The following is a 24,919-nucleotide window of genomic DNA, read 5'->3' on the forward strand; positions in this document are numbered from 1 at the left end:
TAAATCATAATTTCAAATCTATACGGATTCTATATTCTCTAGATCCTATTATTATCTGTGACAGAATATAGAAATAATTCAACTCATGCGATTTGGTTAAATAGTATCACCTATAACGGCAAGAAATTATTATATAGAAGATCAAAAGTGCATTTATAAAAAAATTTCCAATGAATGGCGGAATGGATAATAATTACCAGAAAGTGAATGTGTGCCATGTCCAATTCTTTGGGCCTTCTCTCATCAAGCCGTGGTTTGATTCAGGACATTAACATCTCCCAAGTTAGATATTCCGCGACTCCTATCAGGGTTCAAAAAGAATCAATCGCGGAACTGGCCGATTCGATCCGGGAAAATGGCCTTCTCCAACCTATACTGGTGAGGCCAAAGGATGGCTATTTTGAAATTGTTGCGGGCAACCGAAGGTGCAAGGCCTGCGAGATTCTGAAATGGAGAAAGATAACCTGCCATGTTGTAGAGCTTGACGATAAGGCAGCGTTCGAATGTTCTATAATTGAAAACATACAGAGGGAGACATTATCCGTAATCGAAGAAGCAGAGGCCTTCAAAAGGTACGTGACAGATTTTGGATGGGGAGGAGTCTCTGAGCTTGCCAAAGGAATAGGCAAGAGCCCAAGTTACATCACCAAAAAGATCAAGCTGCTTGACATGCCTTCTGACGTAATCAGCTCCATTATCGACTCGTCCCTTAACTCGAGCGTGGCCGAGGAGCTATGCTCCGTAAAGGACCCTACCAAACAATCCGAGCTAGCGGCTCTGATAAACAAGCGCCATCTTTCTCTGCGCAAGACCCGAGAGCTTGTGAACCAATACAAGGACGAGGAGGGGGGTATAGAGTCAAGAGACGTAGAAAGAAGAAGAAGGGCATTTGACAAGATGATAGTCATACTAAGAGTCGCGCTCAACAACACCGGACAGGTCATAAGCGACAATGATGACGACTGGGTGGTGCGGGAGATGCTCATGCACCACAAGAATGTTCTCCACGAGCAAATCGACATCCTGATAAGGGAAAAAGTCAAACTGGGCCACCACGCGCTTGGAAATTGACTTTTTCGGCGCCGAAAAAATTTGGCCGAGTCGTTGGCAGAATGCCTAAAAACATCCGGGCTGTATGCACAGCGAACCACAGCATGAGGCCTTTCTTTTTTGAAAACGGGAGCAAGGTGTAATGCCTGGATACCTTTTTCACGTCGGCGGAAATGCAATGTGCGCTCACTCGGCTCAAGTCAATCATAGTTCTACCAATACCCGCGTTAAAGTAAGCAGTCAGCAGGTAGCAATTCAGCAAGTACCAATCAAGCCAGGCGAGTATACCGTAACTGGCTGCGGATTTCAAGTTCCGACACCTGCAGGATCAAAGCCCCAGCCGTGCGTTTCAGTCACGTGGACAAATCTGGCAAGCCGAGTCAAAGTGATGGGCCAGCCGGTGGTACTGCAGGACAGTACGGGCCAATGCTGGAGCGGAGAACAAATTCTTCAGGGCGCGCCGACCATAACGACGACGCAGACGAGGGTCAAGGGAATATGACCGTCCCGACCTCCGCCAACCGTGCCTACTATAACCGGTACCCATTTAACGTGGATGGCCGTGGTCGCACTGCGTCTGCGACCAGCACCGACTACATCAAACAGCTGGTGGAACAGGTCCTTTTTACCGCCGTTGGCGAACGAGTGAACAGGCCTACGTTTGGAAGCGGCGTTAACCAGCTAGTATTTTCGCCAAACAGCAATGAGCTAGCGTCGGCAACGCAGCTGTTGGTGCACGGGGCCCTGCAGCAATGGCTTGGAGATCTGATACACGTCGAGTCCGTAGTGGTGAGAAATGAAGACTCCTCCCTCCACGTCGTCGTGCATTATATCATCAAGCGCAGCCAGCAGCGCCAGTCTGCAGAATTTACAAGGGAGTCATGAAAAGATGGCCGAGGCGCTGCAGTTCAAGTGTGGAAGCGACGCAAGGCGCTCCGCAATCCGGGACGACGCCAACCTAAACGGAGTCGACTACCTTGAAGTTCGGACCGTGCATTCTATGGCGGGCACTTTTCCATACCCCCTTGTCATACTGTACTGCTTCAAGGACGTACCACCTGCTGCCCTTGGCGCTGAAAATGTAGTCATCGAAGGGGGAGTCAGGATAAGGGGAGTATCAGCGCAATGGGTGCATACTGCGACAGAGCTTGCCGATAACCCTCCGGGCCCATTTAGACACCTCGTCTCAAATGAGGAGCGAGACAAGGTCATAAACAAGATCGAGGATCCTGCCAGAGCCATTGTCATAAGGCCTTCCAGTTGTGGCGACTTTTCCACGTACGAGCTGACCCTTAAGGATTCGCCAGGCAAGCCGCCGCTAGGATTTGATCCGGTGCTTTCAAGGGTCAGGTTCTCTTTTATGGTAGAATGCAAGGCCGAGTTTGACTGTCTGTGCAAAGAGCCCTCAAATGAGGTTCTTGAGGAGCCGGCCATAGACTACATGGCCAAGGACTATGCCAGTTTTCGTAAGCTGGTGCTTGACAGGCTCACGCTTATCATGCCAAACTGGAAGGACAGAAATCCAGCCGACATTGGCATGATGCTGGCCGAGGTTATCGCCTATGTCGGAGACCACCTCAGCTACTACCAGGACGCCGTGGCGACCGAGGGCTATTTGGGAACGGCAAGAAAAAGGATCTCGGCCGCAAGGCATGCACGCCTTCTCGACTATCCTGTGAACGACGGTCGCAATGCCCGTGCATGGGTCTGCTTTAGCGTCAACTCTCCGATGCAGCTAGAGAAGGGAACAACCCTTCTGACCAAGGTCGAAGGAGAAGCTGCCGCCGGAGCCGGCGTTTTCCGGTCAATAGACGAAGAGGTGGCCAAAGGCGCAGAGGTATTTGAGACAATGTACAAGGCCACACTGTACCCCGGCAAGAACGAGATGAATTTCTACACTTGGGGAGAGACCGACTGCTGGCTACCGGCCGGCGCTATCTCTGCCTCAATCGACGGCGCCGGCCTTGAAAGCGTGGACGTCTTTAACTGGAACGCCGTGCCAGGAGCCGACTCTGAAAAGCTGACCGGCTACCTCGAGAACAACTTTGGCCTTGGGTGGGTCGCCAAGGCCGCGATAACAAAGAATTCTCCTGATACCCTTACTATGCTTAGCGCCGGCGACAAACTCGTGATAAAACTGGACAGCGCTAACGGTAAGGCCGTCCTGTCGGTGAACGAGGAGGGCCTCTATGAATTTGCAGCAGAAAAGGTTGTTGCCGGTAACGACCATGTCATCAAGACCTCGTGCCTTCAAGTGGGAGACGTGCTTGTCTTTGCGCAGCGCGGGTCCCAGTCTGGGATACAAGATGCAGATATCTCGCGCCGTCATGCGGTGCGGCTGACACGCCTCAGCACGGCAGTGGACCCTCTTACAGGAGCCAGCGTGCTTCAGGTGTCCTGGGCCAGAGAAGACGCCCTGCCGTTTTCACTCTGCCTTGCTTCTGGCGGCAAGCCGGCAAGCCTGGTCTATGGCAACACCGTCCTTGCCGACCACGGCCTTACGGTCACAGAAAATCTTGAAAACAGGGTGGCATCGGGCAAGTACTATCCGCGCCTTTCCGAGAGACCGTTGACGATGGCCGGGCCGGGCTTTGACGCATCCTCAAGGGAAGGAGGCTCGGCCGCTTCTGCATTTTCCTATGGCGCCGACCAAGTCCTGCCTGCGATTGAACTGGTTGACAAGAGCAACGACCGGCTGACATGGGAGCCTGACAGAGACCTTCTCTCAAACGACGAGTTTGCCCGGGTGTTTGCCGTCGAGACCGAGGTGGATGGCATCTCATACATCCGGTTCGGGGAAAGTCGCCGAAAGGCGTGGGCTCTTGCCATCCGGCAGGGAAAGCCCGTGCAGTTTGGAGCCACATACAGGATTGGAAACGGGGTAAGGGGCAACGTAGGAGCCGAGTCGATAACCAGAGTCGTCATGCAAAATGGCAAGCTGGCAGAAGAAATTGTCGCATTCAATCCCTTGCCTGCCGCCGGAGGCCAGGACCCGGAGACCCTTGCGAGCATCAGCCTGCACGCCCCTCAGGCCTTCCGCAGGCAAGAGCGCGCCGTAACAGAGGCGGACTATGAAGAGGTGCTCAAGCGCCACCCGCAGGTGCAGCAGGCGGCAGCAGCCAAGAGGTGGACCGGCAGCTGGTACACCATGTTCGTGGCAATAGATAGAAAGGGCGGGCAGCAGGTCGACGGCGCTTTTAGAAACGAGATCCTTGACTTTCTGGAAAAGTACCGGCTGGCTGGCTACGATATCGAGGTGCAGCCGCCGATATACGTGCCCCTTGATATAGCCATCGAGGTGTGCCTGAAGGAAGGACACTTTAAAGGAGAAGTCAAGGAGCGCCTTGTCGACGCATTTAGCAACAGGGTTCTTCCAAACGGCAGCCGAGGCTTCTTTCATCCTGACAACTTTACCTTTGGCCAACCAGTCTACCTCAGCAAGGTATACGAAGCCGCGCTTGCCGTGGACGGCGTCCAGTCTGTGGTCGTCAAGTCTTTCCACCGGTGGGCGAAGAAGCCCAATCACGAGCTTGAGGATGCCGCCATAAGGACAGGGCATATGGAGATAATCCGGCTTGACAACGATCCAAACTTTGCCGAAAACGGCATAATCAGATTCGAATTCTGCGGGAGCGGCGGCGTCTGACATGGAAGGCAATTGTTGCAGCTGCGGCCATTCCACCAACTGCGGGTGCCCTGAAAGGAAAAAGTATACTCCTGCAAGGATATACAATCCTGCCGGCCAGAGCTCCCTTTCTTACAGGGTAGGTACTCACGCCCAGTTCAAGGCCGACATGGTCTCGTCCATCGCCTCACAGACAAGGCTCCAGGCGCTAAAGACGAGGGATGACTCTGACCTTTCGATAGCCATTCTGGACTCGTGGGCCCTTGTCGCCGACGTGCTCTCTTTCTATCAGGAGCGTATAGCAAACGAGGGGTTCTTGCGAACCGCCACGGAGCGCAGGTCGGTTCTGGAGCTTGCCCGTAGCATTGGCTACGAGCTTGGGCCGGGCGTAGCGGCCAGCGCCCATCTAGCTTTTTCGATGGAGACCTCGCCGGGATCGCCCCGGCGTGCCAAGATTCCCTCTGGATCGAAGGTGCAGAGTATTCCTGCGCAGGACGAGCTTCCGCAGACCTTTGAGACGATGGAGGATATCGAGGCAAGGAAGGAGTGGAACGCAATCCTGCCCCGGCAGGTGAAAAAGCAGGATCTCAAAACTGCTCTAAAAGAAGGTAGAGTTGTCCTTGAGGGCACCTCGACTCTTGTCCGTGTAGGGGATGGGCTCTTGTTTGTGATAAGCAAGGCCGGAAAGGCAGAGGCGGCATTTGTCATTGCCCGGGAGGTGTTGGTCGACGCTCCAAAACGCCAGACCGTGGTGTTGTTTGACACCGCAGGCGCCGGCTTTGAGCCCGTCAAGAATCCGCCTCCTGCAAAGGGCGACTCTGCGACAAAACCCGATGACTCTGTGATAGACTCTGAAACCCACTTTACGTACGGCGACCTAAGGTCGTTGATCTCTTTTCAAAGCCTGGAAGAGTCAGAGCTTCAGGCCCTTGCGACTCTCAAGGGCTGGTCAGTGGACAAGGTCGTCGACGCAGTCAATTCCGAGCGAGAGAGCGACACTTCGGCCTCTGGCTCTGTCTACGCTTTCCGGGTAAAGTGCGGCGTTTTTGGCAACAGCGCACCGCTCTGGTCCAGCCTGCCTCCTGAGATGCGCTTTGACTATACTGATCCCACAAAACGGTTCCCAAACAAAATCGAGGCGCCCTATCCACATGACTGGGACACGTACCCAGTCCCGGTGAATCGCAGTTCCAGAAAAAAAATGAAGGCTTCTCGCAGAGATATGTCCGATCTTGCATTCTACAATGAAAACGGCCACCTCATCTACCTGGACAACGTTTATCCAAGCGTCAAAAAGGAAAGTTGGGTTATTCTTGCAAACCCGTCACGCGTGTCAGCCTACTACGTGGCAGAAACGGCCGACGCCAGCCTTGCGGAGTTTGCGCAAAGCGCCAAAGCGACGGGCACCTTGCTGGACGACACCCTGGCAAACCTCAAAGTAACCAAAAAGGATGAAAAGGGCCACAAGACCAAGCACATAGCATCCAAGGATCCTATAGTAGATGACCTGGGTTACTTTTTCTTCCGCGACACCGTGGTATATTGCGCTCCCGAGAAAGTTGAACTTGCCGACGTGGCCGTCACCGGCGACATTCAGGACAGCCAGAACGCAGTAATCCTTGACGGGATGGTTGGAAACCTGGTGGCAGATCGGCCTGTCATAGTGTCGGGCGAGCTTGCGCAGCAGCCAGGAGTCATGGGAAGAGAGGTGGCAACCGTGTCCAAAATAGTCCACTTTGACAGGGTGAGCATGCTGACGACGATGTATCTTTCAAAACTGCAATACTCATACAGGCGTGAGACCGTCACGATAAATGCAAACGTCGCCCTTGCCACACACGGCGAGACCAAGCAGGTGCCGATAGGGAGCGGGGACCCCGCTCAGCGCTTCCAAGCGTTTGAACTCAGCGACAGCCCTCTCACCTTTGTCCCTGCCGCCAATGCTTCAGGCGCAGCAAGCACGTTGAAGGTGGTCATCGACGGCGTCGAATGGGAAGAAAAAGAGTCGTTTGAAAACCTGGACCACCGCGACAAGGCGTTTGTCACTCGCAGGAGCGACGGCGGCAAGACAACGGTAATCTTTGGCGATGGGGTAACGGGGAGGCTGCCGCCTGCCGGCGCGGAAAACATCCAGGCTACCTACCGCGTTGGAATAGGCATGAAAGGCCTACTGAAGGCCGACCAGCTGAGCCAACTTTTGACACGGCCCCTTGGAGTTTCCAAAGTGACGAACCCCCTTGCTACCTCTGGCGCAGGGGATCCAGAGAAACTTGATGACGCCCGCAAGAACGCGCCCAGGACGGTTTTGACCATGGACCGCATCGTCTCGCTTGAGGACTACAAGAATTTCGCCCAGGGCTTTCAGGGGATTGGCAAGGCCGGCTCGTACCCAATAAGAATAGGCAACGACAACGTCGTGCTGGTGGCCGTCGCAACGGCAAGCGGCGCCGAGCTAAAAAAGACCGACAACCTCTATTCCAAGCTCGAACAGGCGATTGAAAACTACAAGGATCCTGCGTCTCGCTTTATCCTTTCCTCGTTCAAGGCACGCTTGTTTGACGTGGACGCAAGGATAAAGGTCTCCTCCGACAGAAAGTTTGAAGACGTGCAGGCCGAGCTCAAGAGCGCGCTCAAAGAAACATTCTCTTTTGAAAAGCGCAATTTCGGCCAAGCAGTTACCCTCTCGGAGGTCGTCTCTGTGATGCAGGGAGTCGAAGGGGTGGTTGCAGTAGAGGTAAAAAGCATTTACGACCACGACATCAAGGAGCCGACCGATGTTGTACGGGCAAGGGATCCCAACGGTGTACAGTCTGACGGCATACCTGTCCCTGTCCTTCTTCTGATAAACGCGGACGGCATTTCCCTAGACAAAATGGAGGCGTCGCCGCAATGAGCGAGTCGGAAGGAAACAAAAAGCCGGTAACCTCGGGCTACACCAAGGAAAAACTGTACGAGCTAATTCCTGCGGTGTACCGCCAGCACGATGCAAAACTGGGCAAGCCCCTTGAGGACCTCGTCGGGATTATCGCCGAGAACGTGGCGATGATGGAAGAGGACATTGGCGGCCTGCACGACAACTGGTTCATTGACACGTGCGACGAATGGGTGACTGCCTATATTGCGGATCTTGTGGGCGCCCGTTCGCTGAGCGCAAGCAAGAGCTCATCCATCTCGACGCTTGAAGAGCTGTCGCAGCGCGCCTATGTCGCAAACACCATCGCCTACCGCAGGCGCAAGGGCACGGCCTTTGTGCTTGAGCAACTTGCCCGCGACGTAACGCAGTGGGGCGCAAGGGCCGTCGAGTTTTTCCAGCTGCTGTGCACTACTCAGAACGTCAACCATGTCAGGCTGGCAAACCACCAAGCTCCAGACCTTAGAAACCAGTCCAGGCTGGAGCTCATCGAAACGCCCTTTGACACCGCTGCTCATACGGTGGAAGTAAGGAGCATTTCCAGCAACAGGGGCAGGTACAACATACCAAACGTCGGACTCTTTCTCTACCGACTCGAGGCTTTTCCGTCGCTTGGCACACCGGCATTCAAAAAAGACGGGAAAAGATTCACGTTTAGCCCTCTTGGGTTTGACGCGCCGATATTCAACTCGCCTGCCGACGAGACGTCGATATCGCACATCGCCGAGGAGATCAACGTGCCAGCACCGATAAGTCCGAGGACGCTGCATGACGCTCCTGAAAAATACTATGGCTATGGAAAAAGCATATTTCTCCAAGTCAAATACGCTGGCAAGGTAGAGCGGCGCAGGATCGAGCTGCGTGATGTCATGGTCTGCAGCCTAAAGGACTGGGATGTAGCTGGTTGGCAATCGCCGGCCGCGGGAGACGTGGTTGCTATAGACCCGGCGCGCGGGCGAATTTCGCTGCCGCAAAATGCCGACGAGGTCGTGGTCTCGTATTACTACGGTTTTTCTGGCAAGGTGGGCGGCGGCCAGTACGGCAGGCAGGACCAGACCGAGTCGATGCCCCAGCCTAGGCGCTTTAGGATAGCCCAGCGCGAAGTGTTTGTCTGGAGTAGCGTCCAAAACCAAGCGACCGCGCACATGATGGACATTTTGCGCAACGACTTTGGGATAGAATGGCTTGACGCCGGGGCAACGTTCGCAAGCACAGGACGCCAGATTACCCTTACAAGTGGCGCCAACAGGCTGACACTGTCGCTTACCGCAGGAAATGTCGGTGCGCTCTTGCAGGTAAACGGAGTCGACAAGTATGAATTTTTTGCAAGGGAAATCAACGGCGCCATCTATGTTTCAAAGCATGAGGATACGTACGGCAGCATTCCGGAGGCCAAGATGTGGTGGGACTTCTCAAATGAAAAACAAGTCGTCTTTGAGGTGGCCGACAGCCTGGAATACCGCGCGGCCGCCGGAGACATAGACCTAGATCTTCCTGCAAACAGCACCGTTGCCATAGTCGCAGCGGCTAACCAGCGGCCCATCCTGCAAAAGATCACTGTGCGGGGAGAAAGAGGTAGCAGGCTGGTCCTTGATGGGCTGTTGATCCGCTCAAACATACGCGTCAAGGCCGGTGACATGTCAGAGCTGGTCGTTAGTCATTGTACTCTGCCTCCTGCCGGACCCTCCGCTTCTCTTACTGTCGAAGAGGAAAAGCCCAAGCTGCTGTGCTCATGGGACGAGGTCGTTTCAGATCAGAACCAGCGCAAAGCTCTGGCAAAATTCCTAAAGACAAACTGCGCCGGATGGATTCCCGACAGCCCACCCTTTTCAAGCGATGATGACGACAGCAACGCCGAAAAGCTATCCGTGACAGCCGGACACAATTCGCTGTACATCATCCTCGCCGATGGCGAAAAAGTGGCTCGCGTTACGCTGTCCGAGGCAGGCGTGCTACAGGAGAATGTTTATGAATTCACCGTCGTCACTGAAAATGGCAAAAAGAACATGTATGTCCAGGAAGGAAATGACGACCTTCATGCTTCATTCATCCGGTCAATAACAGGCAGGATTGACACGCAAAAGACCGATGTGCATCTGTCTGCGACTGACAGCATCATTGACGCAGGCAGCGGAGTTGCAATAAGCGTTCATTCGGCTTCACTACAAAACTCGACCGTGTTTGGCAAGACAGATGTTGACAGGCTGGACCTTGCAAGCAACTCGATATTTACCGGAACCATAACGTCCATGATAACGCAGCAGGGCTGCGTACGTTTTAGCTACATTCCTCTTGAAGGCTCCAAGACCCCTCAGCGCTACATGTGCCTTCCAACGGAGCAAAATCCTAATGTCGTTCCTACGTTTACGTCCGAAAAGTACGGCAATCCGGGATACGCGCAGCTGTACCGCGACGTCTGTGCAGAAATATTTGCCGGGGCAGACAACGGCGCCGAAATGGGCGCATTTAACCATCTGTTCCAGGCCCAGCGCATTGCCGACGTCAAGCAGGTCCTCAACGAGTATCTGAGATTCGGCCTTGAAGCGGGAGTATTTCTGGTGACGTGATGATAGTATGACACAAGATATTACAAGGTCGACGTTTCGAAAGGGAAACCACTATAGCAGCGTCGACATGCAGCAGGGCAGGGTTCAGGTAGACGCCGACTGGAACGAGCAGAACGACATTCGGTCCCATCACGAGCATACTTTCCTGAGTGATTTGATTGGAAAAAGCGGCACCATGCAGCAGGACGATGGGTTCGAGATCTCTACGTTTCTGTTCAAATGGAGCGATATAAAGACAAAGGCCGAAGTAGATGCACTAGACGTCAAAAAACGCATCCAGTACCTGAAGGACACAGAATCGCTAAGGGGCTTTTTGCGAGGAAATTTTGGCCTGCTATGGATCAGCGATTCACTTCCGTTCACGGCAAGCGGCGACACGATAACAATCACAAACGGCGACCACAAGGCAACGCTTGAGCGCGCAAACACCGGCGCCACCAAGGTCTTGCTGAAGGTAGACGGCGGTAGCACTGTACTCTATGAATTTCCAAGCCAGGCCGGCCAGGTATCAGTTCCAAACTACATGATACGCCGGGGCAATTACTACGTCGATGGCATCCTGTGTGAAAACGATTACGACATGGAAGCCTCGAGGCAGCCTGACATCGATGTCTCTGACGCCAAGTTCTACCTCTTTGACTGGCCGGGCGCAAACGGGATACCTGCAGTGAGGGACGCTGTCGCCGGCTTTGTAGCAGGCATGATACCCTCCATGCCGGACACCCGCGCCATGACCGTCGCATTTGACTCCGGCAACGCCAACAAGCTCGTAGTTTCGATGCCAGCTTCCGGCTCGCCCGTCAAGGCAACGCTAGAGAGGGCCGGAGGCAAAGTCACGCTGCAGGGTCCTGCCGGCGCAGTGGCGGCGGAAATCATCGCAGAAAACAACGGAAAGGTGTGGCACGTCCTTGGAAACCCTTCCCTGCCAAAGAAGGACGGCAAGTACCTGGCGTATCTGGACGTCTGGGACCGAAACGTCACATTCCTCGACGATGCCTACATCCGTGAAAAGGCGCTTGGCGGACCAGACACGTCGACTAGGACCCGGACTGCCTGGCAAGTCAAACTTGACCTTCTTACAGAGGGTAATGACGTACCAGACAGGTGCGATGCGCAGAGCCTCGTCAACGGCTTTAGTCCAAGGCCTGGCAAACTGAAGGCAAGGGCTCAGCCCACCGTGCCTCCTGCCAACAGCTGCGACCTGTACGAGACTGCGGGCTACAGGGGCCTTGAAAACCACCTTTATCGCGTGGAAGTACATAATGGCGGCAAGCCCCAAGAAGCCACCTTCAAGTGGTCGAGGGACAACGGCGTCGTGGTATCTACGATCAAGTTCGGCGCGATACAAAACACAATTGAACTTGGAAGCAGGGGAAGAGATGCAAACCTTGACTTTGGACCAAGCGACTGGATAGAGATAATCGACGACGTCCACGAAGAGCTGGGGATTCCCGGCACTCTTGTACAGATAAAGACGGTCAAGGGCCTAATTGTAGAGTACGATTCTGCCACCATCCGAGGCCACGCGATAACCCGCGTCAATTTCCCACAAAACCCAAAGGCAAGGAGATGGGACAGAAGCGGCAACTCGGACATTCTTTTGAGCTCTGCAAGCGACAAGGACGCGGACGGTTATATCCTGCTTGAAGACGGCGTGCAGATCAAAATAATTACAGAGGCCGCAGACGAAGGTCTGCGCACGGGTGACTACTGGCTAATCCCCGCAAGGGCAAACAGCTCCGAGAGCGTAGAGTGGCCAACCATGCCGGGGAACTCTGCGGATCCGCTTGCGCTTCCGCCGGCGGGCGTGGCCCATCACTACGCGCCGCTTGCAATAGTGCAGTATTCCGGGGGCAAGTATTCTACCAAAGATGAATGGGATGTCAGGAGCTTTTTCTCCTCGGTTGCTGACCTTGTTACCCTCCATTATGCCGGAGGCGACGGGCAGGAGGCCCTGCCGGACAACCATCTAGCGGCGCCACTGCGGGTAGTGGCCTTGCTTGGACGGACGCCCCTTGACAAGACTTACCTAGGCTCCAAGGCCACCGTCAAGTTTGCACTAGCCAAATACCCGCAGGTCCCGCCCGGATCCACCGGTGGCCTGTCTCTGACAGAAGACGGGCCTCTGCAGCTTTCGCAGTCCGTACAGGTGGTAAACGGCATTGCCAAGTGCTACTGGACGCTTGGCGAAGGAATGGTTGACCAGCAGGTTGAAGCGACCCTGTCGGACTGCGCTGGCCTTCCAGCCCTGCATTTTAACGCCAAGCAAAGGCTGTCGTTCTACTACATAAGCGGCGACGGAGTGGAGGTGCCGCCTGGTGTCAGCGTCACCTTGGCAGCAGGCGTGGCAATCGGCAATACTTCTGTCAGCTCTACAGACTATGAAGTGCGTTTTGAAAAAGTTCCACCCAACGCAGGCGGGAATCTTTCGTCAGACCGCGACAACCCTGCCAACGGGATTGCAAGTGTTGAACTGAAACTTGACGGCACCTCTGAGATTTGTCAGGTTAAGGCAGAGCTGTGGTACCGGAAAAGCGCCGCGGCCCAGCTGCACAAGGCGTCCATACAGCCCTTGTACTTTAACGTCAGACTGCAGAGCGCCGTGTCCGCGGCCAATACTGGTATACTCGAGCTGACAGTGCCGCAGAAAAGCCTTCCAATGCCTCTTGTGTACGGGCCGTTTGAGCATTACCTGCCCAGGCTGTCTGTTCCTCCTGCGGTGATGTTGGGGCTAGCCATTGAGGAAAAGTACCTTGCTTGGCTCAATGCCGATGAAATCAAGTATCTCATGGACTTTATTATAAAGCACAGCAAACGGCAAACAATCAACAAATGGGAGATAAGGTCCGCGCTTTATGATGTACTGAAAAGACTCACAGAGGAGAAGCAACTGGATAAAAAGGAAGTGGATCTGTTTCTGAGCATCTATGACAGGCTGTTCATGCAAGCGGCGATATCCAAAAAGGAGGCAGACTTCTTTCTCAAGATCGCCCAAAAGGTCGTCACCAACACGTCGCAATTTCTTGAAATCCTAAAGAAGCTCGTCGAGCGAAAGCGTCATCCCTCCAAAGAGTCGCGGGTCGAGTATACTGAGGATTACCCGAGCAAGGACGACCTCCGCTTCAAGCCCGTGATGATAACACCCACATCCTTCAAAGTTCATCTCTGGATTGACCCCAAGGTGGCGCTAAAAAAGGAGATGGTGCTTTTGCGCTGGTGGGCCGTTCCTCCGGAGGAAAAGAGGCCGCAATACGGAGAGCCTATTTCCATCGGCTTTGACAAGGCCGTGTATGATATTCCCCTCACGACCCGCGATCCGGTTGCAGTAGTCGTGTTTGCTATAGATCCTCTTAACACCGAGGATTCGCTGAAAGCAACATTCGCTATTAGCCAGACCGGCACCGTGCCGGTCACCGTTCCACTGGAGCTGAAGAGAAACGACAAACTAGGAAGGTATGGCGCGGTGCTAAAGATTACGACGATGCGCGGAGGAGGCAAGATAACGACAGCGGATGGCAAGACATTCCAGTTCAATGGAAAAACCCAGCAAACGATGACCGCGACCTATGACGAGGAACCGAGCATCTCTGGCAGGGCGTTGTACAAGATCCTATCTGACTAGATTCAGTCTGGGTCAAATCCCCTTCTTTTCAATAATATGCTGCCATTAGAAAAAATTGGCTCTGTTGAGGTACAAATAGCCTTAAATAAATTTGGTCGCATCTCTGGATGACCAATTTTGGGCAAGAGCGTAACGTGGAACATCACGATGTCTATCGAAGGCGCACCAACGGTTGCTTATTCCGAGGGCTCCAACAGTCCGGTAGAAGTTGATGCAGTCGACGTAGTGAGCGTAAAAGCCAAGCCCGCGACGGTTGCCGGGGGCGTGACTACTCCAGTAGTTACTACAGCAAAAATTCAGCCTGGCAACCTAGACCAGATCAAGTTCATGTATATAAGGCTGCAAGAAGCCAACCTGCAGGGCAAGATCACCTACAAATTCAAGGATGGCGCCAGCGAAAGCGCAGAGGTTACACTCGACAAGGACCACTTTCTTACCAGCAACGCGGTCATACAACTATTCGCTCAGGCCCCAAAGGAGATAAGTTTCAAAAATACCGAAGCCGCCGAGGGTAATATCGACGTAGTGGTGGCAAGGATGGCCGCATAAGAAAAAGGAGTGTCATGCAATGCCAACAAATCCAACCTATCCGGGCGTATACATCGAAGAGCTTGAAAATCCCGTCAAGACCATAGTCGGAGTCAGTACATCAGTTACAGCCTTTGTAGGTCGCGCCCTTGCCGGCCCCACCAACAAGCCTGTTCTCATACACAACTTTGGCGAGTTTGAAAGCATCTTTGGAGGGCTGTGGAAGGAAAGCACGATGAGCTACGCCGTCTACCAGTACTTCCTTAACGGGGGAATGGACGCGGTAATTGTCAGGGTCTTCAAGGCCCAGACCGGAAGCGATGAAGACAAGTCCAAGGCAAGGTTTGCCGCAGGCAGCATTACATTTGAGGCGACGAGTCCCGGTGTGTGGGCAAACGACTACAAACTAAAGATAGATGATAAGGTCGACGCCAGCAGGAACGTTCCTAGCCCGCATCTCTTCAATCTACACATCCTGGATGACGCCGGCGTCGAGCAAGAGACATTTCTCAACATCTCTATCAACACCGGTGATCCACGCTTTGTCAAGACGGTGCTCGACGAAGAGTCGGACCTCCTGCGGGTGAGCAAGGATAATCCTCCAATCAACGCTTTGCCGTCGATGAGCGACAACATCGTATCGGACAAGAAGGGAGACGATGGCGTCGCCGTTACCAATGCCGAGCTAAAAGGCGAGAACACCAACGACCACAAGACTGGCATATACGCTCTTGACAAGGCGGACATCTTTAATCTGCTGTGCATACCTCCTCCAAGTCCCGATGGAACTACCGCTCCGGCATTCTATAGCGAGGTTTATGCCACGGCGGCAAAGTACTGCCAAGACAAGCGGGCCGTGCTAATAATGGACCCGCCAAGCAACTGGAATTCAAGAGATGATCCCATCAGCGGCTCCATAGGAATTGACTCTAACACGTCGGGGCTTTTCAGGCACGAAAATGCAGCAATCTATTTCCCGCGGATAAGGGCTCCAGATCCAAATCAGGAGGGCAGGCTGAAAGATTTTGCCCCATGTGGCGCCATCGCTGGCGTGATGGCCCGAACCGATGCCCAGCGGGGCATATGGAAAGCTCCGGCAGGAATAGACGCCGGACTTTTGGGAGTCCCTGACCTGACAGTGAGGCTCACTGACTTGGAGAACGGCTCGATAAACCAGCAAGGCATCAATTGCCTTCGCATTCTGCCTCCGGCTGGGAGGGTGGTGTGGGGCGCAAGAACCACCAAGGGGGCCGACAATCTTGCAAACCAGTGGAAGTACTTGCCTGTCAGAAGGACCGCGCTCTACATAGAAGAGACCTTGTACCGTAACACCAAATGGGCCGTGTTTGAACCAAACGACGAGCCGCTGTGGTCGCAGCTGCGGTTGAGCATCGGGTCGTTCATGCATGACCTTTTCCGCAAGGGGGCGTTTCAGGGAAGCACGCCAAAGGAAGCATATCTTGTCAAATGCGATAGGGAGACGACAACCCAGTACGATATTGACCGGGGCATAGTCAATATCCTTGTAGGCTTTGCGGCTCTCAAGCCAGCGGAATTTGTCATCATCAAGATCCAACAGCTGGCTGGACAGGCGGAGGTGCAGTAGTCAAAATGGCGCAGTTTGAGATAAACGCACAGCGCTTTGACCCGTACAAGAACTTCAAGTTCCGTATCAAGTGGGACGGCAAGTTCGTCGCCGGTCTCAGCATGATGTCTGCCCTCACGCGGACGACAACGTCGATTGAGCATAGGGAAGGTGGAGATCCCAGCATGAGTCGCAAGTCGCCTGGCAGGACATCGTACGGTGCAATAACCCTCTCGCGCGGTGTCACACATGACCTCGAGTTTGAAAAGTGGGCCAACAAAGTGTGGAACTTTGGCGCAGGCCTAGGCTCCGAGGTCTCCCTCAAGGATTTCCGAAAAGATATCATCATTGAGGTGTACAACGAGGCTGGTCAGCTTGCCATTGCATACAAGGTGTATAGGTGCTGGGTTTCAGAATATCAGGCCCTGCCACAACTGGATGCGGGAGGCAACGCGATAGCCATACAGACTCTAAAACTTGAAAATGAGGGATGGGAGAGAGACGAAAGCGTGACAGAGCCAAACGAGCCGAAGCTGTGATGGATGACCAATGTCTCAAGCTATCGCTGCGGCCGTCGTTTCTCTTCCCCGAGGTATACCACGCCCTGACGGTTCGTGGATAGCCGAGGCAACTCTTCGGGAGCCTGTAGGTCACGATGAACAGTTCCTTCTGGACCTGCCTGCAGAGACCCCAATCTATCGCAGAGCCATAGCGCTGCTTGGACGGCTTGCGCACTTTAAGGATGTCCCGCCGGAAAATAGCGAGGAAATCACACGGCAGCTCTGCCTCGGTGATAGGTCCGCACTTCTCCTGAACATTAGACGGTCGATGCTTGGTGATCGGATTTCGCTGGTGCTTCCTTGCACGAACTGCGGCAACAATCTCTCTGCGGACCTCTCTATCACACAGCTACTCGAAGGCGGGGCACGGGAGCGCAGAGAGGTATACGAAGTCCAGGCGGGCAAATACCAACTTGCGATACATCCTGTCACCGGTGCCGATCAGGACGCCCTTTTTGCCAAGGCGCACTCTAGAACAGATTTTCAGGCCACGCTTGTAAGAATGTGTATTAGAAGTTGCGTGCCAAGTCTTCCCGCAACTGACGGGATTCCAGATGAGGTGTACGAGGCCGTCAGTTCTACACTTGAAGAGGTGGATCCGCTCTCGGATACCATCATTAGGGTTTCATGCCCCGAGTGCAATCGGAGCTTCTCGGCTTCGGTACCTATTGAGCGCCTATTCTTTCAGGACACCGGTATTGCAGCCCGCAATCAATTAGAGAAGGATATTCACTGGCTGGCGTTTCACTACCACTGGAGTGAGAAGGACATACTTTCGCTTCCGATAAAGAAGAGAAAGGCGTACATAGACCTTATCAATGCCACCATCTCGGGTGAGATGATTTGACCGCTGGCAGCACTCGCGACGGCTATTTCCGGCGCATCGTGGAAGGAACGATAGGGGCAGGACCGGACAGAGTCCCGGCTGTAAAGCTAGCACTAAAGCCTGAATCTCTTGACTCTATCGGCGCTCCAAGGAATATGGCGTTGCATCCTAAGCCGCTGACAGATGCTTATTCGCGAACACCGCCACTTTCCAATGGAGATTTCCGAGAAGGTAACCGGCAGAGTGCTTCTAAAGACGACCATCAGCCGGCCGATGCCAAATCCGCCAAGGCTGAGCCTCCTCGAAGACAGGTCGTGGCGAGAGATGACAAGTCGACTCTTTCTTCCTTGGATTCCAAATTGCCGGAATCTGACGGCATCCCAGAGAAGGATGTCAATGTCAACTCGGCACATGTAAAACCCCAAGAACGCGGCTTTGCGATTCCCAAGTCCCCGAACAAAACAGGCATCAATTCGCAAAGGGACCAACCCGAAACAAAACACGATCTTGATTCTATCAAAAGCGATTCTCCCAAAGACTCTGCCGGCGTTATGAACGAGGGGGAACGTACTGAATTTGCGCCTCTAGACAAAGGCGATAGGTCAAGAAGGGATGCCTTCGACGGCAGGAAGGATGACAACGATGCCGCTTCTAATTCGCAGGCCGCTGCTCCGGCTTTGGCAGGAGCGCCTCCTTCTGTGCCTAGCAAAGGGGCAGAAGAAACAATCGTACGTGTTGATTCTGACGACAAAATAACAGGCGGCAGGTTGCCGGCTGCACTCCCACCCTCCGCTGTTAGGAACCTCCGCCGGGATGAAGATTCCTTCCTGCAGCAGTCCACGCATGCCCGTCTGGCGCAGCAAGGTGATGGGGAAGCAAAGTCTGCATCAGCTGACTCAATCTCTGCAACATCCGTCCGTCCGACATATGTTGAGTACAAAAAAAGGGATGTCCGCGAAAAGGCCAGCGAAACAATCGTAACGGTGAACATTGGACGAATCGAGATAAGGGCTCCTGCACAGCCAAAGCCGTCTGAACATCCTGTCTCTCCGCCGGCATTTTCGCCTCCACTGTCGCTTGCCGAGTATCTGAGGAGGAGAAACGCCAAGAAATGAGCGTCAACCAGTACGAGATTGTTGCAGTTACCGCGGCTTTCTGGTATATTCTGGAGCTGGACGGGGACCCGAAGCTAAAAGTGACATTAAAGTCTCCAGACGGCAAAGAGGATGGAAACACCAGCCGTAACTGGGTCAACGTGTTTCTCTACCGGGTTTCTGAAAACCCCGGCTATTACGGCTCCGACCTTCCAACGCGCAACGACCGGCGAGAACTTGTGCACCGGCCCGAGCTCTGGCTTGACCTTCACTACCTTGTTACCGCCTACGGGGAGAAAGATGATGATATGCAGGCGCAGATCGCTATGGCAATAGCCGCAAGAAAACTCCACGAAAGGCAGCTTCTACTTCGCCAAGACCTAGAAACCATACTGACAACTTCTGAAGTCAAGGCCAAGTTTCCTGGAATAGACCAGTTCGTGCTTCCTGACCAAGTTAGACACACCACAATAACTCGGGAGAACCTGTCCCTTGAAGACCTAACAAAGCTCTGGTCGTCCTTTTTCAAGACCAGTCCTTACCATCTCTCCGCCGGATACAAGGCCACGACGGTGCTCCTTCAGGGCAGGACTGGCGAGCAGAGGACCCCGTCACCTGTACGCGACCGCAACGTCTACGTCATCGCCGCCAGAAGCCCAGAGATAGCGTACATACAGCCACAGATAGTTGAATATGCGGCAAACGGAATGGAGGTCGACATAATCGGCCAAAACCTGCGGGCGGACGATGTGCGGCTCGACTATGGCCGCGGCGTTACAAAGCAGGAGGAGGAAACTCTGAACCGGGAGAAACTCGAAGACCTGCGGTTTGACCGAATGGAGAAGCTGGATCTTGACCTTGTAAGGGGAGAAAGGATAACACTCCAGATACCGAATCCTTCCCAATCGCCGATCTTTTCCACCGCAGGAGTGAAGAAGTTGAAGGTTGTCCACCCGCTGAACCTGGGAACGCCGAGAAAACCTCACCGGGGGCCAGAGTCCAACACCGCCGTCTTTGCGGTTGCCCCAAAAATAACAGTTGCCAAGCTTGACGCTCCAAATAACCAGAGGCTCGTGGTAGAATTCGAACCCCCTGCAAAGAAGGAGCAAAAGGTCACCGTGATACTGGGCTCGCTGGCTCCAATAGAAGTCAAGCTAAACAATGATGCCAGTAAGGTCGAAGTGGACCTGCCGCCGGCAATAAAGAAGGGGACATATCCTGTGAGGCTGCAAATAGACAGGGCAGAAAGCCAGCCTGGTACGGACCCGCCAAACAACAGCGAATACGGCCGTCCAACGGTGGATATTACATGACCCAAGAGTGGGCAAGCAAGAATCAGAAATACATGGTCAGTTTCATCGACTATGTCAAGGAACTATTGCGCAACAGTACTACCCAGTCTGGAGCCTCGTCGACGCCTCCTCAGGGTCCTGTCTGGGATGCCGAGGCAAATGCCCCCGTTCATACCGCATCGATGCCTGCGATTGAACAACTCTCTGCCGCATTTGGCCTCTCGGAATTTGAAAAGTCTCTCTTGGTGCTCTGCTCGGCCGTGGAACTTGATTCTGAAGTGCCAAAGCTGTGCGCCAAGGTCAATGGAAATCCTGACGCCACTTTTGCTACGTTCTCGCTTGCGCTTTCTGTGCTTCCTGACGCACACTGGAGCGCGCTCGTACCCACCTCGCCTCTGCGCAGGTTCCGGCTCATCGAGCTTTACGGGCAGGGGCCAGTGACAGGCTGTCAGCTGAGAATAGACGAAAGGGTGCTGCACTACCTCGTGGGTATATCGTACCTCGACAAGTCCGTTCACGGGCTTTTCGAGCCGGTAGCTACGGCCGATGCCGCAGGCGAGTCACAAAGAGCCATCGCACTGTCCATAGTCAATGCATGGAAATATGCCGAGATGACCGGCGGACAACCTTTGGGCATCATACAACTCGTGGGGCCAGACGAAGCAAGCAAAAAGCAGGTGGCAGGCCAGGCCTGCGGCCAACTTGGGCTGAACTTGTGGCAAATAGCCGGCGATCTCTTGCCCTCCAAGGCAGACGAACTTGAAGCGCTGACCCAGCTGTGGATACGAGAATCAGTGCTTCTTCGTGCCTCTCTCTACATTTGTGCACATGATGTGGAGCAGTCTGCAGCACAGAAACTGGTGACTAGGTTTGCTGGTCGCTTATCCGGACTGTCGTTTCTTTCGCGCCGTGACGCCTCGCCGGCAGACACCCTGCCAGCACTATCCTTCAATGTCTCCAAGCCCACAAAGGCCGAGCAGCGCGCCATCTGGCAAGGCCTGCTTTTGAAAGATGTGTCTTCAGAGAAAGCAGAGTTGTGCAATCAGGCTATTGTGCGCGCCGTAAATCAGTTCAACCTCAATATCGAGTCGATCCAGTCTGCAGCATACGAAGCCCATCTGTCGATAAGCGGAGGGGAGCAGCCGGCTAGTGCCATCTGGCATGCCTGCCAGAAGGTTGCCCTGCCCAGGCTGCCTGACCTTGCCCAGAGGATAGTGCCGCATGTCACTCTGGAAGACATTGTCCTTCCAGACAGGGAAAAAGACCTCCTTGGCTCTATCGTTGCGACTGTCAGGCAGAGGTACAAGGTGTACGAGGAGTGGGGATTTGGAATGCGAGAGGGGAGGGGACTGGGAATAGCCGCACTCTTTGCCGGCGACAGCGGCACTGGCAAGACCATGTCAGCCGAGGCCATAGCCGGCGAACTTGGCCTTGACCTCTATAGGATCGATCTTTCGATGGTGGTAAGCAAATACATAGGCGAGACCGAAAAGAACCTCCGGCGTGTGTTCGACGCTGCGGAGGACGGGGGCGCAATCCTGTTTTTTGATGAGGCCGACGCGCTGTTTGGAAAGCGAAGCGAGGTCAAGGACAGCCACGATCGCTACGCAAATATCGAAGTGGGATACCTACTGCAGCGAATAGAGACGTACCGCGGCCTTGCCATTCTGACCACGAACATGAAGGGCGCCCTTGACAGCGCCTTTGTGCGGCGCATCAAATTTCTGGTAAACTTTCCTTTTCCTGACGAGCGGAGCAGAAAAGAGATATGGAAAAAAATCATGCCCAAGGCAGCCCTTGGCAATAAGCCACTGGATTACGACCTTCTTGCCCGGCTCGATGTAACCGGCGGCGGCATATACAACATCGCTCTGACTGCGGCGTTTCTGGCCGCAGACGAGGAGACGCAGGTGGAGATGCGACACGTGATGAAGGCGGCAAAGCAAGAGTATGACAAGATGGAAAGGCCGATGCCAGAGATAGGGTGGTCCAAAAGTTGAAGGTGAGGGTGAACGTGAACATTGACCGGCTTGTCATTGAGGGATTGGAGGGAGGCGTCACTGCTGCCGGCTTGGAATCTTCGATTAACGCGGAACTTGCAAGGCTGATTGAGCATGAGTATCATGTTCACCAAGACAGTGGCCAAGAAGAAGCCGGCAATGCCGGTGCCAGCGGATTGTTCAAGAAAAAGATAGCTCGAGGCGGCGACTTTAATGTAACGGATGGTGGCTCGTTTGAGCTTTCATCCAGAACATCCAGATCTCTGGGACCAGACATTGCCCGGTCCATCTACAGTAGCATTCAAAAGGCCGTCTAGCTGCCTGCTCTATGTTACTTCCAGCGCGCCATCGTTGACCGACACGCTGGAGGATGTCATCTTTATTTTTGCCGCATTGTTAGAAAGCTCTATCCATTCAGAGTTCATGACTATCTTGAGGCCCGACGCCGTTTCTATGGTAATGATGTCTTGGCCCTCTCTGTCGTCAATCTTGATGGTGCCAGACTCTGTCTTTATCATCTTTATCTTGTGGGCCTCTTGCGCGCTGGCAAGGCCATTAACAGGAGATTCGTCCGGATTCCAGAAACAGCCCGTCCAAATCGGCTTGTCGGGGTCACCTTCCTCGAATTCTACCCATACGTTGGCGTCTACAGGAGGCACAAAAAAGAAGCCTGCGTCTGGGGCACAGTACGGCAAGCTGGGCTCGGCCCATCCGCTCATCTCGTCTCCGTATATCGACGTGGTTAGCTTGACTCGGATCCTGCCCTTGAGCTTTGGATCGGCATTGTCGGCTACCTTGCCTCTGAACTTGCCATAGACGCGTTTCCTGCCTTCTATCATGTGCTGAGCACCGACGCTGTCGAGCCAAGACCATCGCGCACAAGCTTGAACGACTGCTTGTACTCGCCTTTCTTGATCTCGTGCTTTACCTCCTTGACGTAGTAATAGCCGTCGTGCAAAAAGCCGACGCCTCTTAGGCCGACCAGCTTGCGCGCCTGCAGAACGCCGCCATAAGCAAGCGAGTCAAGTGTACCCGTGGCAATGACAGCGTCTGTGGACTCGTCGGTCTCAGCCTGAGCTTCGCTCATTGCCTGCGCTGCGCTTGCGCTGCTTCTGTTGTATTTCTTCTTTTGTACTCTTGACGCCTGCATAGAAAGAACTGGATAAAGAGAAAGCGGCGGAAGGCTGCTTCCTGTCACCGTAACGGGTACCTCTTTGTTCGTGACGATATCAACTGTCTTGCCTGTAACAATCGTCGGCTCTGTCACATTGTACTGAAAGCTGATTGCCTTGAGATTGCTTTCCGAACCCATGTCTAGAGTCAGGGCCTTTTGCGGCGCGCCAGTGTACTTCCTTGGACCCCAGTACGCTCTGCTCTTGTTAGTAAGAAGGGCCGGCTCTAGGAAGAAAACATAATTGTATTTTCTTGCAAGGTCCTTGATGTGGTCGAGGTCCGTTGACTGCTGGGAAGGGACCTGGTCTGCTTCGGGATGCCGCACTGGCGACTGCACCTCATGGATGTCCGGCTCAATTCCATGCTGCGTGTACTTGGCGATTATTTTTTCCACGATCGATTTATCATCCAGACTCGAGTGAGTCGTTGGGCTCTCGTCTTTGCTCATAAAAAAGCTCAGATCCTCGCCTGTTACGACCATCCTAGTTTGTCCTGGCTGCTGGCTCGGGCTCAGTTGCTTGGTTGTAATTATTCCATTTATGAGGTTCGTCTGGATGCCGCCAAATGTTACAATTATCCTGACTTGGTTGAACGGATTGAGCAACGGATTTGCGATAAGGGCATAGTCTTGAAGATCCTGCCTGCTCCTGCCAACATTAAAGATGATCTCAAAGCCGTCTGGAGCAATGTCTCTATTTGTGACCTCGATTGATTCAACAGCGCTGGCGACAGCCTCTGGAACAGGAGTTGGGATGGTGGGTCCTGCCATCAATATGACGTAAACGTTTGTCAGACCTTCCATGGAGGAACTCGCACCTTTCTTATCTCCACGGCCTTGCTATTCTTAGCATAAAGCCCGGCTCTTCGGTCAAGTCGAGTGGGTGCATTGCATCATTGGCGTCGCAAATCTGCCAGAACTGCTCTGGGTCTCCAAACACCCGCGAAGAAATTCTATCCAGCCTGTCGCCGGCCGAGACCGTCAATGCCTGCAACAAGGGCATTTCTTCGCCCTTTGGAAGAAAGCGCCTCTTCTTGTACGCAACAACGTTTCCGTCCTTTGCAAGGCTTGCATCTTCAATGTTGTAGTATCTGCTGGTGGGCTGGAACAATTCACAGCGCTCCTGATATTGTCCCGGACACGCTTGTGATGGACCCTATTGCGGCCATCGTTTCCTTTAGAATCTGGTGTGACAAGAATACCGAATAGCCCGGATGGGTTACCCTGAAATCGTTGTACGTGAGCACATCGAGTGAAACCGATACTTCGGCCACTATCGGGTTGAGAAGCTGATCATAGTACTGTTCGGTGATGGTAAAGTTCGAGATCTTGACCGGCACTACTCTGCTTGGACCCCAGACAAAAAGCGTAAATGGTCCTTCCGGAGGCGCTATCTCTATGGCACCCGTAGCCGCAAGCGCGTTCTTTTCGATCGCCCAAGAGCTCTTCGGATAGATCATCATCTCTAGGGCAGAAAGCTGAGGGTAGATGCCCATGGCGACCGTAGATGGATTTTGCTCCGGCTTTTCTAGCCGATCCGCCGCGTCAATTTCTATCTTTAGCGTGATTGTTTCCTTTGGCGGTCCCGTGAGTCTCTGAGTCTCCACGGTGCTAATCGTCTGTTGCAGCCTGTTGGACTGAACCTGGCGAGTGAGAGTCTCGGGATTATACTGAAAAATTATGACCTGTGGTACAAAGCCTGCGGGATCGTACGATATGAGAGCACCCTTGATCAGTCTGGGTGAGCGGGGAAAACTCGACAATACCTGATTCGCATTTGTCCTGGAATTATAAAAAGGCTCTTGTACCCTTATAAGGTCAGCCAAATTACTGTAAGAGTCAAAGCTTTGAAATTGTTGTTTGCATTTATCGACCACGTCGTATCATATTAGAAGATTCTCAAAATGGATAACAGGTGTGCTTTATACTGATAGGTATTCTTCTAATCTTATGAATAGAAGATTAGAAGATATTTGATGCAATGTTGGTCTGTCGTCAAATTCGAGTGAATGCCCTTGCAGTAATGTCTGGGCACATTGCGATACAAAGCCGGTTTCTAAATTGCCATTTTGTCCAGCTGGTCACCAT

The 24,919-nt window shown here is 53.5% G+C and carries 19 protein-coding genes; 15 read left to right on the top strand and 4 right to left on the bottom strand.

Going from position 1 to position 24,919, the window contains the following annotated elements; genetic code table 11:
• Nucleotides 1-216: 216 nt before the first annotated feature.
• The 15 genes from NTE_RS02030 to NTE_RS02100 all read left to right on the top strand — a co-directional run bounded on the left by NTE_RS02030 (nucleotide 217) and on the right by NTE_RS02100 (nucleotide 21,977).
• On the top strand, nucleotides 217-1,071 hold the full coding sequence (locus NTE_RS02030; RefSeq protein ID WP_158384998.1) for a ParB/RepB/Spo0J family partition protein: 855 nt from the start codon (nucleotides 217-219) through the stop codon (nucleotides 1,069-1,071).
• 121 nt (nucleotides 1,072-1,192) lie between these two features.
• Entirely contained in the window at nucleotides 1,193-1,552 is a 360-nt protein-coding gene (locus tag NTE_RS02035) for a hypothetical protein (protein ID WP_148699516.1), read from the top strand.
• Nucleotides 1,549-1,935 (top strand): GPW/gp25 family protein, encoded by a 387-nt coding sequence (locus NTE_RS02040; RefSeq protein ID WP_148699517.1) that lies wholly within the window; start codon nucleotides 1,549-1,551, stop codon nucleotides 1,933-1,935. Before NTE_RS02035 ends, NTE_RS02040 begins: the two co-directional genes overlap by 4 nt.
• A gap of 4 nt (nucleotides 1,936-1,939) precedes the next feature.
• Nucleotides 1,940-4,696, top strand: coding sequence for a baseplate J/gp47 family protein (locus NTE_RS02045; protein WP_158385000.1), 2,757 nt, complete (start codon nucleotides 1,940-1,942; stop codon nucleotides 4,694-4,696).
• Nucleotide 4,697: 1 nt separating this feature from the next.
• Nucleotides 4,698-7,568: a putative baseplate assembly protein gene (locus NTE_RS02050; RefSeq protein WP_148699519.1), complete on the top strand. Its 2,871-nt coding sequence runs from the start codon at nucleotides 4,698-4,700 to the stop codon at nucleotides 7,566-7,568.
• Entirely contained in the window at nucleotides 7,565-10,153 is a 2,589-nt protein-coding gene (locus NTE_RS02055) for a hypothetical protein (protein WP_148699520.1), read from the top strand. Before NTE_RS02050 ends, NTE_RS02055 begins: the two co-directional genes overlap by 4 nt.
• A gap of 7 nt (nucleotides 10,154-10,160) precedes the next feature.
• The gene (locus tag NTE_RS02060; RefSeq protein ID WP_148699521.1) at nucleotides 10,161-13,775 is read left to right on the top strand and encodes a DUF6519 domain-containing protein; all 3,615 of its coding nucleotides are present in this window, start codon (nucleotides 10,161-10,163) and stop codon (nucleotides 13,773-13,775) included.
• 117 nt (nucleotides 13,776-13,892) lie between these two features.
• On the top strand, nucleotides 13,893-14,324 hold the full coding sequence (locus NTE_RS02065; RefSeq protein ID WP_148699522.1) for a hypothetical protein: 432 nt from the start codon (nucleotides 13,893-13,895) through the stop codon (nucleotides 14,322-14,324).
• A gap of 19 nt (nucleotides 14,325-14,343) precedes the next feature.
• Nucleotides 14,344-15,909: a phage tail sheath family protein gene (locus NTE_RS02070; RefSeq protein ID WP_148699523.1), complete on the top strand. Its 1,566-nt coding sequence runs from the start codon at nucleotides 14,344-14,346 to the stop codon at nucleotides 15,907-15,909.
• 5 nt (nucleotides 15,910-15,914) lie between these two features.
• Complete coding sequence (locus tag NTE_RS02075) at nucleotides 15,915-16,427, top strand: phage tail protein (protein WP_148699524.1); 513 nt, start codon at nucleotides 15,915-15,917, stop codon at nucleotides 16,425-16,427.
• Between the two features lie 10 nt (nucleotides 16,428-16,437).
• Entirely contained in the window at nucleotides 16,438-17,295 is an 858-nt protein-coding gene (locus NTE_RS02080) for a hypothetical protein (RefSeq protein WP_148699525.1), read from the top strand.
• A complete protein-coding gene (locus tag NTE_RS02085) occupies nucleotides 17,292-18,389 on the top strand; it encodes a hypothetical protein (protein ID WP_148699526.1) in 1,098 nt (365 codons plus the stop codon). The genes NTE_RS02080 and NTE_RS02085 overlap by 4 nt, the downstream gene beginning before the upstream one ends.
• Nucleotides 18,386-19,681, top strand: a complete 1,296-nt coding sequence (locus NTE_RS02090) for a Pvc16 family protein (protein ID WP_148699527.1) — start codon at nucleotides 18,386-18,388, stop codon at nucleotides 19,679-19,681. The genes NTE_RS02085 and NTE_RS02090 overlap by 4 nt, the downstream gene beginning before the upstream one ends.
• The gene (locus NTE_RS02095; RefSeq protein ID WP_148699528.1) at nucleotides 19,678-21,660 is read left to right on the top strand and encodes an ATP-binding protein; all 1,983 of its coding nucleotides are present in this window, start codon (nucleotides 19,678-19,680) and stop codon (nucleotides 21,658-21,660) included. Before NTE_RS02090 ends, NTE_RS02095 begins: the two co-directional genes overlap by 4 nt.
• Entirely contained in the window at nucleotides 21,657-21,977 is a 321-nt protein-coding gene (locus NTE_RS02100) for a hypothetical protein (protein WP_148699529.1), read from the top strand. The genes NTE_RS02095 and NTE_RS02100 overlap by 4 nt, the downstream gene beginning before the upstream one ends.
• Nucleotides 21,978-21,986: 9 nt before the next feature.
• Here the strand turns inward: NTE_RS02100 and NTE_RS02105 are convergent, their stop codons facing one another.
• Genes NTE_RS02105 through NTE_RS02120 form a run of 4 tightly spaced genes read right to left on the bottom strand, consistent with a single transcriptional unit; the run spans nucleotide 21,987 to nucleotide 24,438 of the window.
• Complete coding sequence (locus NTE_RS02105; protein WP_148699530.1) at nucleotides 21,987-22,499, bottom strand: phage baseplate assembly protein V; 513 nt, start codon at nucleotides 22,497-22,499, stop codon at nucleotides 21,987-21,989.
• Complete coding sequence (locus tag NTE_RS02110; RefSeq protein ID WP_148699531.1) at nucleotides 22,496-23,635, bottom strand: hypothetical protein; 1,140 nt, start codon at nucleotides 23,633-23,635, stop codon at nucleotides 22,496-22,498. Before NTE_RS02110 ends, NTE_RS02105 begins: the two co-directional genes overlap by 4 nt.
• A gap of 19 nt (nucleotides 23,636-23,654) precedes the next feature.
• On the bottom strand, nucleotides 23,655-23,942 hold the full coding sequence (locus NTE_RS02115) for a LysM peptidoglycan-binding domain-containing protein (RefSeq protein ID WP_148699532.1): 288 nt from the start codon (nucleotides 23,940-23,942) through the stop codon (nucleotides 23,655-23,657).
• 1 nt (nucleotide 23,943) lies between these two features.
• A complete protein-coding gene (locus tag NTE_RS02120) occupies nucleotides 23,944-24,438 on the bottom strand; it encodes a hypothetical protein (protein ID WP_226987119.1) in 495 nt (164 codons plus the stop codon).
• Between the last annotated feature and the right edge of the window lie 481 nt (nucleotides 24,439-24,919).

This window comes from Candidatus Nitrososphaera evergladensis SR1 (assembly GCF_000730285.1).
Classification (GTDB): domain Archaea; phylum Thermoproteota; class Nitrososphaeria; order Nitrososphaerales; family Nitrososphaeraceae; genus Nitrososphaera; species Nitrososphaera evergladensis.